The sequence below is a fragment of the Cellulomonas uda genome (assembly GCF_006538705.1).
GTDB classification, from domain to species: domain Bacteria; phylum Actinomycetota; class Actinomycetes; order Actinomycetales; family Cellulomonadaceae; genus Cellulomonas; species Cellulomonas uda.
Genome location: NZ_BJLP01000024.1, coordinates 39825 through 56198 on the forward strand (window position 1 = coordinate 39825; position 16374 = coordinate 56198).

15 protein-coding genes and 2 pseudogenes are annotated in these 16374 nt (G+C 72.6%); 11 read left to right on the forward strand and 6 right to left on the reverse strand.

Translation table 11 applies throughout. The features are described 5' to 3' along the window. Positions 1-162: 162 nt before the first annotated feature. Positions 163-459, forward strand: a pseudogene (locus CUD01_RS08445) (winged helix-turn-helix domain-containing protein); the annotation flags it as partial. 48 nt (positions 460-507) lie between these two features. Here CUD01_RS08445 and CUD01_RS08450 read toward each other — a convergent pair. Continuing rightward, the gene (locus tag CUD01_RS08450) at positions 508-1545 is read right to left on the reverse strand and encodes a hypothetical protein (protein WP_141320243.1); all 1038 of its coding nucleotides are present in this window, start codon (positions 1543-1545) and stop codon (positions 508-510) included. 122 nt (positions 1546-1667) lie between these two features. Between CUD01_RS08450 and radA the strand changes: the two genes are divergently transcribed. Then, positions 1668-3119: a DNA repair protein RadA gene (gene radA, locus CUD01_RS08455; protein WP_141320246.1), complete on the forward strand. Its 1452-nt coding sequence runs from the start codon at positions 1668-1670 to the stop codon at positions 3117-3119. A gap of 32 nt (positions 3120-3151) precedes the next feature. Further along, positions 3152-4228: a DNA integrity scanning diadenylate cyclase DisA gene (gene disA, locus CUD01_RS08460; RefSeq protein ID WP_094181714.1), complete on the forward strand. Its 1077-nt coding sequence runs from the start codon at positions 3152-3154 to the stop codon at positions 4226-4228. A 74-nt stretch (positions 4229-4302) separates the two neighbouring features. On the opposite strand, the gene CUD01_RS08465 is transcribed toward disA, so the two are convergent. Together CUD01_RS08465 and CUD01_RS08470 are read right to left on the reverse strand one after the other, a co-directional pair. Continuing rightward, complete coding sequence (locus tag CUD01_RS08465) at positions 4303-4647, reverse strand: hypothetical protein (protein ID WP_141320248.1); 345 nt, start codon at positions 4645-4647, stop codon at positions 4303-4305. A gap of 115 nt (positions 4648-4762) precedes the next feature. Continuing rightward, positions 4763-5368: a hypothetical protein gene (locus CUD01_RS08470; RefSeq protein WP_141320250.1), complete on the reverse strand. Its 606-nt coding sequence runs from the start codon at positions 5366-5368 to the stop codon at positions 4763-4765. 249 nt (positions 5369-5617) lie between these two features. On the opposite strand from CUD01_RS08470, the gene CUD01_RS08475 reads away from it, so the two are divergent. After that, positions 5618-6562 (forward strand): iron-sulfur binding domain-containing protein, encoded by a 945-nt coding sequence (locus tag CUD01_RS08475; protein ID WP_141320251.1) that lies wholly within the window; start codon positions 5618-5620, stop codon positions 6560-6562. 10 nt (positions 6563-6572) lie between these two features. Here CUD01_RS08475 and CUD01_RS08480 read toward each other — a convergent pair whose 3' ends face one another. Further along, positions 6573-7094 (reverse strand): amino-acid N-acetyltransferase, encoded by a 522-nt coding sequence (locus CUD01_RS08480; RefSeq protein ID WP_094181711.1) that lies wholly within the window; start codon positions 7092-7094, stop codon positions 6573-6575. Between the two features lie 59 nt (positions 7095-7153). Continuing rightward, positions 7154-8143 (reverse strand): sugar-binding transcriptional regulator, encoded by a 990-nt coding sequence (locus CUD01_RS08485; RefSeq protein ID WP_141320253.1) that lies wholly within the window; start codon positions 8141-8143, stop codon positions 7154-7156. Between the two features lie 148 nt (positions 8144-8291). On the opposite strand from CUD01_RS08485, the gene CUD01_RS08490 reads away from it, so the two are divergent. The 5 genes from CUD01_RS08490 (at position 8292) to CUD01_RS08510 (ending at position 13211) form a co-directional block, all read left to right on the forward strand. Continuing rightward, a complete protein-coding gene (locus tag CUD01_RS08490; protein ID WP_141320255.1) occupies positions 8292-10037 on the forward strand; it encodes a glycerol-3-phosphate dehydrogenase/oxidase in 1746 nt (581 codons plus the stop codon). A gap of 79 nt (positions 10038-10116) precedes the next feature. Continuing rightward, positions 10117-10863, forward strand: a complete 747-nt coding sequence (locus CUD01_RS08495) for an MIP/aquaporin family protein (RefSeq protein WP_141320257.1) — start codon at positions 10117-10119, stop codon at positions 10861-10863. A 47-nt stretch (positions 10864-10910) separates the two neighbouring features. Continuing rightward, a complete protein-coding gene (gene glpK, locus CUD01_RS08500) occupies positions 10911-12434 on the forward strand; it encodes a glycerol kinase GlpK (protein WP_141320259.1) in 1524 nt (507 codons plus the stop codon). 94 nt (positions 12435-12528) lie between these two features. Beyond that, positions 12529-12723 carry a hypothetical protein gene (locus CUD01_RS08505; RefSeq protein ID WP_141320261.1) on the forward strand — a complete coding sequence of 65 codons (195 nt, stop codon included), beginning with the start codon at positions 12529-12531 and terminating at the stop codon, positions 12721-12723. A gap of 146 nt (positions 12724-12869) precedes the next feature. Continuing rightward, complete coding sequence (locus tag CUD01_RS08510) at positions 12870-13211, forward strand: hypothetical protein (protein ID WP_141320263.1); 342 nt, start codon at positions 12870-12872, stop codon at positions 13209-13211. An 810-nt stretch (positions 13212-14021) separates the two neighbouring features. Here CUD01_RS08510 and CUD01_RS08515 read toward each other — a convergent pair. Continuing rightward, the gene (locus CUD01_RS08515) at positions 14022-15335 is read right to left on the reverse strand and encodes an ISL3 family transposase (RefSeq protein WP_141320265.1); all 1314 of its coding nucleotides are present in this window, start codon (positions 15333-15335) and stop codon (positions 14022-14024) included. 171 nt (positions 15336-15506) lie between these two features. Between CUD01_RS08515 and CUD01_RS08520 the strand changes: the two genes are divergently transcribed. Together CUD01_RS08520 and CUD01_RS17065 are read left to right on the forward strand one after the other, a co-directional pair. Further along, on the forward strand, positions 15507-16028 hold the full coding sequence (locus CUD01_RS08520; protein ID WP_141320267.1) for a hypothetical protein: 522 nt from the start codon (positions 15507-15509) through the stop codon (positions 16026-16028). A 137-nt stretch (positions 16029-16165) separates the two neighbouring features. Continuing rightward, positions 16166-16374: pseudogene (locus tag CUD01_RS17065) on the forward strand (hypothetical protein); the annotation flags it as partial.

The window sequence follows — 16374 nt, forward strand, 5'->3', positions numbered from 1 at the left end:
CCCTCGTCAGGTCGTGCGTTCTTCCGCACGACTCACCGAGGAACGCACGACCTCGCGGGACGGAGGAGGCCCGTTCTCAGGGATCTCACAGGGAGGGCTCAGGCGTGGTCCAGGGCCGGTGGGCACCGTGGGCGCATGACAGCGACCACGACGGACCAGCGCACCCTCGTCGTCGGCGACCTCGAGCTCGACGAGGTCAGCGGCGAGGTCACGCGCGCCGGCGACCCCATCCACCTCACGCCCACCGAGCGCGCCCTGCTCACCTACTTCATGCGCAACCCGCGCCGCGTGCTGTCCAAGCGGATGATCCTGGACCGCGTGTGGCGCGACGACCGCGGCGGTGCCGACGGGGTCGTCGAGCTGTACGTCAGCTACCTGCGGCGCAAGATCGACCGCGGGCGCGCGCCGATGCTGCACACGCAGCGCGGCATCGGCTACGTGCTGCGCCCGCCCCTGTGACCTGGCGCGGGTGACCGTCGCCGCGGCGAGGTCGACCCCCGCCGCGCGTCAGACCGGGAACGCCCGGTAGAAGTCGAGGACGTCGGCGACGGGACCCTCCGCACGGAACACCGCCGTGCGGTTGTACCAGACCACGACCCCCGTGCCGTCGCCGAGGTCGACCGCGGTGTAGGTGCCGACGATCGCGTCGTCCCCCACCCGGACCGCGTCCGACTGCGGAAGCGTGTCGTCGGACGACTGCGCGGGGGCGGGCTTGGCGGGCAGCGACGCGTCGTCACCGGACTGCGCGCCGTCGCTCTGCTCGGTGCCGCTCTGCTCGGTGCCGTTCGGCACGGTGCCCGCCTGGTCGCCCTGCGCGGTGTCGGTCGGCAGCTCGGCGGTGAGCGACTCGGCGAACGCCTTGGCCTCCGCGTTGCTCGCCCACTGGCCGGACTGCACGGTGAACGTGCCGCTCGCGCCGTCGGTGAACTGCTCCGACCATGCCTCGAGCGCACCGGCGTCGGTCCACGTGTCGTCGACGCCCGACGACGCGAGCGCGTACTGCAGCACGGACGCGGGGAGCACCTGGGCGAACGGCGTGTCCGCCTCCCGCGCGACGGGGTCGACCGCGGGCGTCGGGGAGGGCAGGCGGATCGTCGTGGCCGCCACGGGGGTGGCGGAGTCGCCCGACCGGTTCGCCAGGACGATGCCCGTGACGACACCGCCGACGACGAGCACGCCCGCACCGATCGCGACGGGCAGCAGCCACCGCGGACGCCGACCACCCGCGGCCGTGGCGTCGCCCGTGGGCGGCTCACCGGCCGCGGTGCCGGCGGGTGCCGGCTGCGACGCGTGCGCCGGGGTGCGGGGCGCGGCGTGCTGCGGGGGGTGCGACGCGCCTGACCCGGCCCCGGGGGTCGCGGCACCGCTCTGACCGGTGGCGAACGCGGCGTGCGCGCCGCCGCCGACCCGCGGCGTGACCGTCGGCTCGGCGGGTGGGGGCGTGGTGCCGCGGGTGGGCAGCACGCGCGGCTGGTACGGCGTGCCGCCGGGCGTCGTCGGGCCCGCGGGGGTCGTCGGGTCCTGCGGTGCGCCGCTGTCGCTCATGGGTCCCCCTCGTTGGCTCCGTGCGGACCTGCGCAGCCTACCCAGCGTCGCGGGTGGGGGTCCGCGAGCCCGCGCGGCGCGGACACGCTCGTGTCGCACCGCTGCCGCACGGGGTGCGGGGGATGTCGGAGGCGGCGGCTAGCGTGCGCGCCGTGGCGACGAAGAGCGGACGGTCCTCGGCTTCCCGGACCCCGGGGTTCCGGTGCACCGAGTGCGGGTGGACGACGACGAAGTGGGTCGGCCGGTGCGGCGAGTGCCAGTCGTGGGGCTCGGTGGTCGAGGAGGCGGGCCCGGGCGGCGGTGCGCCGCGCACCGCGGCCGCTCCCCCGTCGCGCGGTCCCGCGCGGCCGATCGACGAGATCCCGGCCGAGACCGCGCAGGCGCGCCCGACGGGCGTCGACGAGCTGGACCGCGTGCTCGGCGGCGGGCTCGTGCCCGGTGCGGTGGTGCTGCTGGCGGGCGAGCCGGGGGTGGGCAAGTCGACGCTGCTGCTGGACGTCGCGGCGCGCGCCGCGCGGGGCGGCCGGCGCGTGCTGTACGTGACGGGCGAGGAGTCCACCGCGCAGGTGCGGCTGCGCGCGGGCCGGATCCGCGCGCTCGACCCGGCCCTGTTGCTGGCCGACGAGACGGACCTGGCGAGCGTGCTCGGTCACGTCGAGCAGTCCGACCCGGACCTGCTGGTCCTGGACTCGGTGCAGACCATCGCGTCGGCGCAGGTCGAGGGCTCGGCCGGCGGGGTCGCACAGGTGCGTGAGGTGAGCTCGGCGCTGATCCAGGCCGCGAAGTCGCGGGACATGCCGGTGGTGCTCGTCGGGCACGTGACCAAGGACGGGTCGGTGGCGGGGCCGCGCACGCTCGAGCACCTCGTCGACGTGGTGTGCCAGTTCGAGGGTGACCGGCACTCGCGGCTGCGCCTGCTGCGCGCCACGAAGAACCGGTACGGGCCGACGGACGAGGTCGGCTGCTTCGACCTGTCGGAGTCGGGCATCGTCGGGCTGCCGGACCCGTCGGGGCTGTTCGTGTCGCAGGCGCTGCACGCGGTGCCGGGCACGTGCCTGACGGTGACGCTCGAGGGCCGCCGCCCGCTCGCGGTCGAGGTGCAGGCGCTCGTCGCTCCCTCTGCCGCCCCGAACCCGCGGCGCACGACCAGCGGGGTCGACTCGGCGCGGCTCGCGATGGTGCTCGCGGTGCTGCAGCGCCGGCTCGGTGCGCGCCTCGCGGACCAGGACGTCTACGTCTCGACGGTCGGCGGCGCGCGGGTGGTCGAGCCCGCGGGCGACCTCGCGCTCGCGCTCGCCGCGATCGGCTCGCGGGAGGACGTGGCGCTGCCGCGCGGGCTCGTCGCGCTCGGCGAGGTGGGGCTCGCGGGCGAGATCCGGGCCGTCCCGGGGATCGGCCGACGCCTCGCCGAGGCGGCCCGGCTGGGCTTCCGGCGCGCGCTCGTGCCCGCGTCGTCGGTGGACGACCTGGTGCCGCCCGAGGGGGTGCACGTGCTCGGCGCGACGGACCTGGCGCACGCCGTCCAGCTCGTCATGACGGCCGCTTCACCCGCCCAGCCGGCGCCGGTTGCCTGAGCGTCCCGGGAGGCATCGTTACCATCAGTCGCGTGGCTGCCACGCACTCCCCCGACGACCTGCTGCGCTCGACCCTCGCAGCGGTCGCGCCGGGCAGCGCCCTGCGCGACGGTCTCGAGCGGATCCTGCGGGGCCGCACGGGCGCGCTGATCGTCTGCGGCTTCGACCGCACGGTCGAGAGCATCTGCTCGGGCGGGTTCGTGCTGGACGTGGAGTTCTCGGCGACCCGGCTGCGCGAGCTGTGCAAGATGGACGGCGCGGTGGTGGTCGACCGGGACATCAGCAAGATCCTGCGCGCCGCGGTCCAGCTGCTGCCGGACGTGACGATCGAGACGTCCGAGTCGGGCACCCGTCACCGCACCGCGGAGCGCGTCGCGAAGCAGACCGGCCTGCCCGTGATCTCGGTGTCCGCGTCGATGCGGATCATCGCGCTCTACGTGGGCAACCAGCGGTACGTGCTCGAGGACTCGACCACGATCCTGTCCCGCGCGAACCAGGCGCTCGCCACGCTCGAGCGGTACAAGACCCGCCTCGACGAGGTGTCGGGCACGCTCTCGGCGCTCGAGATCGAGGACCTGGTGACGGTCCGCGACGTCTCGGCGGTGGTGCAGCGCCTGGAGATGGTGCGCCGCATCTCCGACGAGATCGAGAGCTACGTGGTCGAGCTCGGCACCGACGGCCGGCTGCTCGCGCTGCAGCACGACGAGCTCGTCGGGACGATCGGCTCGGACCGCGAGCTCGTGATCCGCGACTACCTCGACGCGTCGCGCAACGACCTGGACACCGTGCTGCAGTCGCTCGCGGTGCTCGACTCGACGGAGCTGCTCGACATCGCGCGGATCGCCCGCGTGCTGGGCCTGCCCGGCGGCGGCGACGCGCTCGACGCGGCGGTCGGCCCGCGCGGGTACCGCCTGCTGTCGCGCGTCCCGCGGCTGCCGAACACGATCGTCGACCGGCTGGTGTCGCACTTCGGCGGCCTGCAGAAGCTGCTCGCGGCGGGCATCGACGACCTCATGGCCGTCGACGGCGTGGGCGAGCAGCGGGCTCGCGCGGTGCGCGAGGGCCTGTCCCGGCTCGCCGAGTCGAGCATCCTCGAACGCTACGTCTGACGCTCGAGCTCCGTCCCACCGCCCCTGCGAGCGACGGCGAGCGACATCCTTCAGCGCAGACGTCTGCGGGAGCACTACGTCGCAGGACGCTCCTGCGCGGCGGCCTCGTCGTCGCGGCGCACGGCGGGTGCCGTCGGCTCGTCGTAGCCGAGCCGCCCACGCCGGACGACGAGCACGCCGAGGACGACGGACAGCACGATCACGACGAACGTCTGGCGGTCCTGGCGGGCGTCCTGGCACGCGGCGTCCCGGTCGGACACCGGGCTGCCGTCGACGTGCACGGTGTCGGCGAGCTCGAACCCGATCGACCGGCAGTCCACCCGCTCGCCGCCCTCCGTGCGGAAGCCGGGCGGCGTGAGCAGCAGGAACCCGAGCACGCCGAGGACCACGAGGGTCCAGCCCCACTGACGCCACGTCATGCGCACTCCCTGTCACGATCCGGTCCGTCGGACGCTTCGGACCCCCTGGGCGATCCGGGCGAGCCGTACCGTACCGGACCCCGGGCACCCGACGCGGGGCTCGGACCCGACGGCATCACCGCAGGTCGAAGACCGCCTTGGCGACGACCTCGTCGTCGATCAGCAGGCGTGCGGTGTACGTGCCGGGGCGCGGGGCGGGCTGGCCGGCGGTGCAGCCCTTGACGGACCGCACGCGCGGCCAGCGGTAGGTCTCCTTGCTCGGCTCGTCGGGCCCGAGCAGCAGCGGACGGCTCTCGGCGTCGCGCCCGCAGTGCCAGGACGCCCACACCGTGTCGTCGCCCGAGACGACGCTCACGCGACGCATGCCGTCACCCGCGTCGACGAGGCACGGCTCGTCGCCGGTGTTGGTGTAGGTGATGCGGAACGACGGCCGCTCCGTGCCCTCGTAGGCGGTCTTGGTGGCGTCGAACCCGACGTCGAGGTCGGCGACGCGGCAGACCGGGACGCCGGCGGCGCGCGCGGCGGCCTCGACGGGCGAGAGCGTGGGCGCGGCGTCGGGGGTGGTCGCGGCGGCCTTCGGGGTGCGCGTGGTCGGCGCGGCGGGCGTGCCGTCGTCGGGGCGCGTCACGGCCCGCACGACGAGCACGGCGGCGACGACGAGCACGGCGACGACCGCGAGCGCGACCAGCCGCCGCACGACGTACACCCGGCGGGGCAGCACGGGCCGCGGCCCTCCGGCCCGTGGGCGTCCCGCTCTCGGCTCCGCCACGTGCGCCCCTTCCCGTCGTCCTGCCCGTCGCACTGCCCGTCGGACTGCCCGTCGGACTGCCCGTCGACCTGTCCGTCGACCTGTCCGTCGACATCCCCGTCGTCGGTGTCCGACGACGTCGGCGCCCACGGTACGAGCCGCGCCGGGGTGCACGCGCGCTGCGCGGTCCGGCGCGCCGCCGATCGTTGGCAGGATGCGGGGGTGAGCCTCGTCCCGCCCGCCTCCGGGCCCGCACCGGCACCCGCACCGGCGCCGGCACCGGTCGACCTCGTCGGGCCGGTCGTGGACTGGTTCGACGAGCACGCGCGGGACCTGCCGTGGCGCGCGCCGGACCGCACGCCGTGGGGTGTGCTGGTCAGCGAGGTCATGCTGCAGCAGACGCCCGTGGTGCGGGTGGAGCCGGCGTGGCGCGCGTGGCTGGGGCGGTGGCCGACGCCCGCGGACCTGGCGGCGGCGCCGACGGCGGACGTGCTGCGTGCGTGGGACCGGCTCGGGTACCCGCGCCGGGCGCTGCGCCTGCAGGAGTGCGCGCGGGTGCTCGTGGAGCGGCACGGCGGGCGGGTCCCGGACGACGAGGACGCGCTGCTGGCGCTGCCGGGGGTCGGTGCGTACACGGCGGCGGCGGTGCGCGCGTTCGCGTTCGGGCGGCGCGCGGTGGTGCTCGACACGAACGTGCGACGGGTCCTGGCGCGGGCGGTGGACGGTGAGGCGCTGCCGGCGCCGACGCAGACGCGCGCGGAGGTGGAGCGGGCGCGGGCGCTGGTCCCGGCGCAGGACGCGACCGCGGCGCGGTGGGCGGCGGCGAGCATGGAGCTCGGGGCGCTGGTGTGCACGGCGCGCTCGCCGCGCTGCGGGCAGTGCCCGCTCGTCTCGTCGTGCGCGTGGGTGGCGGCGGGGCGGCCGGGCGACGTGCACGCGCACCGGCGGCGCACGCAGGCGTGGCACGGCACGGACCGTCAGGTCCGCGGCCGGGTGATGGCGCTGCTGCGCGGGTCCCCCGTGCCGGTGCCGCGGCACGTGCTCGACGAGGCGTGGCCGGCGACGCCGCAGCGGGCCCGTGCGCTCGCGGGGCTGCTGGCGGACGGCCTCGTCGTGGAGGTGGCGGCGGGCGCGGACGAGGCGCCGGCGTACGCGCTGCCGGGCTGACGCGTGGGGGTCAGAGCTCGACGAGCATGCGCGTGTTCCCCAGGGTGTTGGGCTTGACCCGCGCGAGGTCGAGGAACTCGGCGACGCCGTCGTCGTGCGAGCGAAGCAGCTCGGCGTAGACCTCCGCGTCGACCGCCTGGCCCTCGATGGCGTGGAACCCGTGCTGGGTGAAGAACTCGACCTCGAACGTGAGGCAGAACAGGTGCCGCAGCCCGAGCGCGCGGGCGCGGTCCATGAGCGCGGTGAGCAGCGCGTGCCCGACGCGTCGGCCGCGGAAGGACCGGTCGACCGCGAGCGTGCGGACCTCGGCGAGGTGCTCCCACATGACGTGCAGCGCGCCGCACCCGACGACCTGCCCGGCGGTCGCGTCCTCGTCGGACTCCGCGACGAGGAACTCCTGCACGGACTCGTAGTAGCCGACCCACTCCTTGGCCAGCAGGATGCGCTCCTGCGCGTAGGGCTGGACGAGCCCCCGGATCGCGCGCACGTCGGCGGGCAGTGCTGGACGGACGTGCACGGGCGCTGCGGTCACGGGTCCAACCTAGGTGCCGCCCGTGCCGGTGCGGTGCGGGTGTCCGGTTCCGCGCGTCGTCAGCCGCGCGTGCGGGTGCGGCGCACGGGGGCGGGCTCGGCGGCGTCGAGCAGGCCGACGGCGGTCGTCTCGTCGACGACGAGGTCGGTCACGACGCCCGCGCGCAGGGCTGCGAGCAGCGGCGCGACCTTGTTGTCGCCGGCGACGATGCACACGCGCCGCGGGAGGCGCTGGAGCTCGGTGGGGGTGGGTCCGGTGGCGCGGGCGTTGAGCGGGACGTCCTCCCAGGACCCGTCGGCGCGCAGGAAGACGGTGCACACGTCGCCGACGACGCCTTCGTCGTGCAGGACGCGCACGTCCGCGTCGTCGAGGTACCCGGCGGAGTACACGTGGGAGGGCACGGCGCCGGCGACGGCCCCGACGGAGAACACCGCGATGTCCGCACGTCGTTGCATGTCGAGCACGCGCCGCACGGAGCGTTCGCGCCACATGGCGGCCTTGGTGTCGGAGAAGTCGAAGAACGCGGGGACCGAGAAATGGTGCACGGCGGCCGCGAACGCGGTGCCGAACGACGAGATGAGGTCGCTGGCGTAGTCGACGCCGGACGTGCGCATGTTCGCGGCGCCGTTGAGCTGCACCACGGCGGACCCGCGGGTGGGTTTGGGCACGAGGTAGCGGGACACGGACGCGAGGGTGGTCCCCCAGGCGACGCCGAGGACCATGTCGGAGTCGAACCACGAGGTCAGGAGCTTGGCGGCGGTCATGGACACCTGGTCGAGCCGCTCGATGTGGGACGACGAGTCGGGGACGGGGACGACGTAGGCGTCGATGCCGAACGCGGCGGACAGCGACCGGCCGAGGCCGGGGGCGCGTGTGCTCGCCGGGCGCAGGGTGATCTCGACGAGGCCGGTCTCCCGCGCGCGCTTGATGAGCCGGGACACCGTGGACCGGGAGGTGCCCAGGTGCCGCGCGATGACCTCCATCTTCAGGTCCTGGAGGTAGTACATCGACGCGGCGCGCAGCACGTCCTGCTCGCGGTCCAGCTCCATCGCTCCCCCTCACGACGGCGGGCGCGGCCCGGGGTGCACGTATGTGCACTCCGGTTGCGCATTCGTTCCGGTCGTGATGACCATAGCGAGCGCCGCCGGATCGGGCGACAGGGACGACGACGGACGAGCACCACCAGGAGGACGTGCGATGAGGACCGCTGCACTGACGGCCCAGGCACGGCAGGACGCGCTGACGAGGTTGCGCGAGTCCGCGCGGCAGGGCGACGAGCTCGACGTCCTCGTCGTCGGCGGCGGCGTCACGGGCGCGGGCATCGCGCTCGACGCGGTGACCCGCGGGCTGTCCACCGCGCTCGTCGAGGCGCAGGACTGGGCGAGCGGCACGTCGAGCCGCTCGAGCAAGCTGGTGCACGGCGGCCTGCGCTACCTGCAGATGCTCGACTTCCACCTGGTGCGCGAGGCGCTCACCGAGCGCGACCTGCTGATCCAGCGGATCGCGCCGCACCTGGTCAAGCCGGTCTCGTTCCTGTACCCGCTGGAGAACCGGGTGTGGGAGCGCGCGTACGTCGGTGCGGGCGTCGCGCTGTACGACACGCTCGCCACCGTCTCGGGATCGCGCCGCGCGATGCCGATCCACCGGCACCTGACGCGCAAGGGCATGGAGCGCCTGTTCCCCGACCTGCGCCACGACGCGGCGATCGGCGCGGTCCGGTACTGGGACGCGAGCGTGGACGACGCCCGCCTGGTCTCGACGCTGGTCCGCACGGCCGTGAGCTACGGCGCGCACGCCGCGAGCCGCACGCAGATCCTCGACCTGCAGACGACGACGGGCGGCGCGGTCACGGGCGCGGTCGTCGAGGACCTCGAGACGGGCGAGCGCATCGACGTGCGCGCCCGCCACGTCATCAACGCGACGGGCGTGTGGACCGAGCAGACGGAGTCGCTCGCCGGCTCCGAGGGCGGCCTGCGCGTGCTGGCGTCGAAGGGCATCCACATCGTCGTGCCGCGCTCGCGGATCGCGGGCGACACGGGCCTGATCCTGCAGACCGAGAAGTCGGTCCTGTTCATCATCCCGTGGTCGCGGTACTGGGTGATCGGCACGACCGACACCCCGTGGGAGCAGGAGCTCACGCACCCGGTCGCGACGAGCGCCGACATCGACTACGTCATCGAGCACGCGAACGCCGTGCTCGCCCGGCCGCTCACGCGCGACGACGTGATCGGCACGTGGGCCGGCCTGCGGCCGCTGCTGCAGCCCGGCACCAAGGAGGGCACGTCGTCGGCCAAGGTGTCGCGCGAGCACACCGTGGCCTCCCCCACGCCGGGCCTGACGGTCATCGCGGGCGGCAAGCTCACGACGTACCGCGTCATGGCGAAGGACGCCGTGGACTTCGCGATCGGCTCGCGCGCGACGACCTTGCCGTCGCTCACGCACGACCTGCCGCTCGTGGGCGCGGAGGGCCTGCCGGTCGTCCAGCGCCAGTCGCGTGCGATCGCCCGGCGGTACGGCTGGGACCGCCCGCGCATGGACCACCTGCTGCACCGGTACGGCTCGCTGCTGGGCGAGCTGACGGACCTGTGCGACGAGCGCCCCGAGCTCGCCCAGCCGCTCACGCACGCACCCGCGTACATCGGCGCGGAGGTCGTGTACGCCGCGAGCCACGAGGGCGCGCTGCACCTCGACGACGTACTCATGCACCGCACGCGCCTCAACTACGAGCAGGCGGACAAGGGGGTGAGCGCGCTCGAGGAGATCGCCGCGCTCGTCGCGCCGGTGCTCGGCTGGGACGACGCGACGACGCGCCGCGAGGTCGAGGCGTACCGCGCGCGCGCCGAGGCCGAGGACGCCGCGGCGCAGGAGCCCGACGACGCGTCGGCGGAGAAGGTGCGCCTGCGCGCGCTGGACCTGGCCCCGATGCGACCGCTGGAGTCCTGAGCCCCACCCCCCGAACGCCCGCGCCCCCCGGCGCGGGAGCACGTGACAACGAAGTCCCGTCTCCGAGAAGTGAGGACCCATGGACGTCTCGCTCATGCAAGTGTTCGTCTCCGAGGTCGCCGGCACGACCCTGCTGCTCCTGCTCGGTGCGGGGGTCGTCGCCAACGTGATCCTCCCGGGCACCAAAGGCTTCGGGGGCGGCTGGCTGCTCATCAACTTCGGATGGGGCCTCGCCGTCTTCGCCGGTGTGTACGCGGCGTACCTGTCCGGCGCGCACCTGAACTTCGCGGTGACGATCGGTCTGCTGGCCAACGGCGCCGACGAGTACGCGCCCGGGGTCGCCGTCACGGCGGCGTCCACGTTCGTGTACCTCGCGGCGGAGATGCTCGGCGCGTTCCTCGGTGCCGTGCTCGCGTTCCTCGCGTACAAGAAGCACTTCGACGAGGAGGCGGACCCGGGCACCAAGCTCGCGGTGTTCTCCACGGGCCCGGCCGTGCGCAGCTACGGCTGGAACTTCGTGACCGAGGCGATCGGCACGTTCGTGCTCGTCTACGTCATCCTCATGTTCGCCAAGAACCCGGCGAACCTCGGCCCGCTCCCGGTCGCGCTGCTCGTCGTCGGGATCGGTGCGAGCCTCGGTGGCCCCACGGGCTACGCGATCAACCCGAACCGTGACCTCGGCCCGCGCATCGCGCACGCGCTGCTGCCCATCAAGGGCAAGGGCTCGAGCGACTGGGGGTACGCGTGGGTCCCGGTCCTCGGCCCGATCGTCGGCGGTGCGATCGCCGGCCTGCTCGCGCAGTGGACGCTCGACTACCTGGGCTGACCGCGCACGTCACCCATCCCCCACTCACGACGAGGTGAAGGAAGCTGATGTCTGACACGAAGTACGTCATGGCGATCGACCAGGGCACGACGAGCACGCGCGCGATCATCTTCGACCACAAGGCGCGGATCATCGCGACCGGGCAGAAGGAGCACGAGCAGATCTTCCCGAGGGCGGGCTGGGTCGAGCACGACGCGACCGAGATCTGGGTCAACACCCGCGAGGTCGTCGGGCAGGCGCTCGGCCGGGCGAGCCTGCAGAACTCCGACATCGAGGCCGTCGGCATCACCAACCAGCGCGAGACCGCGGTCGTCTGGGACAAGCGCACGGGTGAGCCGGTCCACCACGCGATCGTCTGGCAGGACACGCGCACGCAGAAGATCTGCGACGAGCTCGGCGCTCTGGGGGGCGGCGCGGAGCGGTACAAGGACCGGGTGGGGCTGCCGCTGGCGACCTACTTCTCGGGCCCGAAGATCCGCTGGATCCTCGACAACGTCGAGGGTGCGCGCGAGAAGGCCGAGGCGGGCCACCTGGCGTTCGGCAACACCGACTCGTGGGTGCTGTGGAACATGACGGGCGGGCCGGACGGCGGCGTGCACGTCACCGACGTGACGAACGCGTCGCGGACCATGCTCATGAACCTCGACTCGCTCACCTGGAACGAGGAGATCGCGGGCGAGATGGGCATCCCGATGTCCATGCTGCCCGAGATCCGCTCGTCGTCCGAGGTCTACGGCGAGGGCCGCGCGAAGGGCCTGCTCGCGGGCGTGCCGATCGCCGGCATCCTCGGTGACCAGCAGGCCGCGACGTTCGGGCAGGCGTGCTTCGAGGTCGGGCACGCGAAGAACACGTACGGCACCGGCAACTTCATACTCATCAACACCGGGACCGAGATCGTGCCGAGCAAGAACGGCCTGCTCACCACGGTCTGCTACAAGATCGGCGGCGCGGACGCGGTGTACGCGCTCGAGGGCTCGATCGCCGTCACCGGGTCCCTGGTCCAGTGGCTGCGCGACAACCTCGGGATCATCTCGTCGGCGCCCGAGATCGAGCAGCTCGCGGCGAGCGTCGAGGACAACGGCGGCGCGTACTTCGTGCCCGCGTTCTCAGGGCTGTTCGCGCCGTACTGGCGGTCCGACGCTCGCGGTGCGCTCGTCGGGCTCACGCGGTTCGTCAACAAGGGGCACATCGCGCGCGCGGCCCTCGAGGCCACGGCGTTCCAGACGCGCGAGGTCCTGGACGCCATGAACGCCGACTCGGGCGTGGACCTCACCGAGCTCAAGGTCGACGGCGGCATGATCGCCAACGAGGCGCTCATGCAGTTCCAGGCCGACATCCTCGGCGTGGACGTGGTGCGGCCGAAGATCGCCGAGACGACCGCGCTGGGCGCCGCGTACGCGGCGGGCATCGCGGTCGGCTACTGGAGCGGCGAGCAGGACGTCATCGACAACTGGGCCGAGGACAAGCGCTGGACCCCGCAGATGGACACCGCCGAGCGCGACCGGCAGTACCGGCTGTGGAAGAAGGCCGTGACGCGGACCTTCGACTGGGTCGACGACGACGTGCGGTAGTCCCGCTCGAGGGGCAGGCAGGAGGGCCGGGACGGGCGTCGTCCCGGCCCTCCGTCATGTCCCGCGCGTCCACTCCTCGAAATGAGACAGCCACGTGAGCGTCGCGGCGGGCGTGCTCGTGGCGCTCGAGGACGCAGCCGCCGCCCCCTCGCCGGTCCCGACCACCACCCCGACCCCGGCGCTCGCCGTCACGGGCACCTCGGCCGGACGGGTCCTGACGCTCGGCGCGGGCCTGCTCCTGGTGGGCGGCCTCGTCGTGGCGCTCGCCTCGCGGCGTCGGCGGGTCTGACCACGCGGACGAAGGCCGCCCCGGTTCCTCCCCGGGGCGGCCTTCGTCATCTCACCCGGTCGAGCCCGGGTTACGGGCCCACGAGGTTCCGCCGCGCACTACGGTCGGCGCAGGCGGACGTGCCGCCGGCGGTCACGGAGGTCATGATGAGGTCGAGCCAGTGGAAGCCGTCCGCGGGGACCGTCCTGTGGGGCGTCGTCATCCTGATCTTCGGGGTCGTCATCTACCTGGCCGGCCAGCAGCAGAACCTGCGGTCGATCGTGCTCGACGGCTACGACACCAGCGCGGGGGTGCCGACGATGGTGCTCGGCGCGATCATCGGGCTCATCGGCCTCGTCACGCTGCTCATCGGCGTGTGGCAGGCCGTGACGAACATCGACCTCGCGAGCATGATGGCCGCGCGCGTGCTCTTCGACCAGGAGCAGGCCAAGGCCACCGACGCCGGCGCTGACGCGAAGAACGGGCAGCCGACGGACGCCGACGCCTAGCGTCGGTTGTGCCGACCATACGTTGGGCCCGATTTTCGTCGTGAGCCCGCCGAGTCCGCCCGCAGACGCCTTCCGCGAGCGCCACATCTTCCGGCGGTCAACGCCATGTTGGCATCGATCTCATCACGAGTCCACGACGATGGTGGCATCCCCCAGTGCGGAATGCGAGTAATGCGTACCGCATTAGGCGGGCCGGCTGCGGCCGTCATCGGACTCGACGACATCGCACTGGAACTGCGAGGCAGGATGGGAACCGCTGCGCGTGATGCAAGGCGCGCACGTGCGCGCTCGGCACCAAGCCGCCGCGCCGTGGGTCCGTTTTTTCGACGCGTCGCGATGGCCCTCTTTGTCATCGGACTCGTATGGGTGATCGCAGCTCGACTCAGCACCGAGAATCTTCAACCCGTGCGACACGATGCAACTACAATCTCCTTCGAACCAGTCAGCCAGGCCGAATACACAGGGGCATAGCGAGTCCGACCTACGCAACCATCGAGAGCGACAGGCTGGGGATTAGGAACTTTCTCGGCAAACGCCCGAAGGCAGTCCTGCGCATCAAGCGCACGATCCTGCTGCAGAACGCACCCACCGAAACGATGAACTGGCGCTTCACCGCCAGTCAAGACTTCACATACCTCGCTCCAATCTGCGATCCGCCAACAGAGGGAGGAAAACGACAGGAGTGTGACTTCACCTGGCGCGACGGACTTGCCAATGAGCCCGTCGAGGTAGAACCTCTGCCCGTCTCAGTTCCTATAGTCACAACCAGCCAGACCGTGATCCCGGTGCAGATCGAGGTAATCGGGCTCTTCACAATGCAGGGTGTAGTCGGGGTCCGAAGCCGCCGGTCTCGAGGAGGCTGCGGGTGATGTAGTTCGTCAGGTTCCGGAAGCCGAGGGCGGAGCCGCGCAGGTGTTCGAGCCGCCCGTTGATGGCCTCGGTGGGGCCGTTGCTGGTGCCGGGGCGGTCGAAGAACGCGAGGACGTCCGCGGCACGCTTCTTCAGGGTCCGGCCGAGGGTGATGATCTCGACCAGCGACGTCGGTACTCCGGTAGCGACGCAGTCGATCAGCGCGGTCATGATCTTCTTGCCGGTGGTCCGGTCCGGGTGCCGGTAGGCGCCGATCATCCGCTGGTAGATGCCCCAGGTCGCCTCGACGGGCACGTGCTCCTCGTCGGCGAACAGGGCCTCGAGGCGGGCGGCTTGCCGGTCGGTGAGCAGGTCAGCACCGGTGTGCAGGGTCCGCCGGGCCCGGTAGAGCGGATCGGTCGCGAGGCCGCGGTGCCCGTGGAGCTCCTGCTGGACCCGGCGCCGGCACTTGTCGAGGGCGTCACCGGCGAGGCGCACGACGTGGAACGGGTCCATGACCGCGACCGCGTCGGGGAGCTCTTCGGCGGCGGCGGTCTTGAACCCGGTGAACCCGTCCATCGCGACGACCTGGACGCCCTGCTGCCACGCCTTGGGCCGCCCGGCGAGCCAGTCCTTGAACACCGCCTTGGAGCGGCCCTCGATCATGTCGAGCAGTCGGGACGGCCCCGTGCCGTCCTTCACGGGGGTCAGGTCGATGATGACGGTGACGTACTTGTCGCCACGGCGGGTGTGCCGCCACACGTGCTCGTCCACGCCGATGACGGTGACCCCGTCGAACCGGGCCGAATCGGCGATCAGCACGCGGTGGCCTTCGGCGAGGACGGCGTCGTTGACCGTGTTCCAGGCCACGGCGAGCGCGTCGCGCAGCCGGGCGACGGTCAGGTGCTGGACCACCAGCCCGTTCAGCGCCCACGCCAGCGCGGCACGGGAGAGCTTCGCACGCGTCTCCGCCGCCCGGGTGGTGTCCTGCCGCCACACCCGCTCACAGGTGGGACACCGGTAACGGCGCACCCGCACGTGCAGCGTGGTGGGCCGCCACCCGAACGGCTCGTGCGCCAGTCGGCGCGTGACCGTGTCCCGCACGAGGCCCTCCGCACCGCACTGGCGGCAGAACTCGTCGCCCGGCACCGGGACGACCCGGCACTCGAGCACCGTGCGGCGGTCGGTGACGTGCTGGCCGACGACGACCAAGCCGAGATCGTCCAGACGGGCGAACGTGGTCAGGTCAGGCGGCCAGAAGATAGCGTCGTCCAACGTCGAGGTCTTTCGGATGGGTTGGTGTGAGAACCCCCATCTTCGGAAGACCTCGACGCCTTCCCCCACCTCGACACGCCCGCCACCACGCCCGACGTCTCACGACATCGTCGACACTCCTACACCCTCATCTGTGATGAGCCGTCATCGCGGGCGTCCTCGCAGGTGTCCTTGGGGGGCACTGCGGGCATCGGCGCGCTCCTCACGAAGACGTTCACTATCGACGACTTCATCCACATCGCCAACGCTGGCACGGTCGACGTTGTCGCGTGGACCGAAGACGCCGGCACGTGGTTCAGCCCCTACGAGGCCGTCATGCCCGGTGACACGTACACCGCGACCCTGACGGTCGAAAACGCCGGCACGTCGGACGCGTACATCGCGCTTATCGGCAGGGACATCGTCAACCCCGAGCTGCTTGAGTTCGGCACCCTGACCATCAAGGAGAACGAACGCCCGCTCGAGCCGGCCGCCGAAGCACCCCTGTGGGACGGGCGGGCTTACAAGGTTGGTCAGTACACCGGTGGCCAGCGGAGGACCTACACCGTGACCGTCACGTTCGACGAGAGCCCCGATGCGGACGCGTGGGCTGCCGCCGCACAGCAGGGAGCATCGATGGACCTCGATGCGGTCGCCACGCAGGTCAAGGGCAACCCCGACGATGAGGCCGCGCTCATCGGGTACGGCAGCTGATGATGCGGACGCTGCGGTACGCGGGGGCGGGGTTGCTGGGTGTGTGCCTGGCCGCCCCGCTCCTGGCGGGACCGGCCGGGTTCGGGGTGCACCGCGTCGAAACCGGCTCGATGGCGGGCACATACGACCCGGGCTCGGTGGTGCTGACCCAGCGCGGGACCGGTGAGGTCGCAGTCGGGGACGTTATCCGTGTTGACGCAGACCGCACGGACGACGACGAGGGGTTCATCCACCGGGTCGTGGAGCTCGTGCGGGCCCCGGACGGTGCGGTGGCGGGGTATGTCACGCGTGGGGATGCGAACGACCACAACGACATCGACCCCGCGTCACGGGAAGCGGTCGCGGG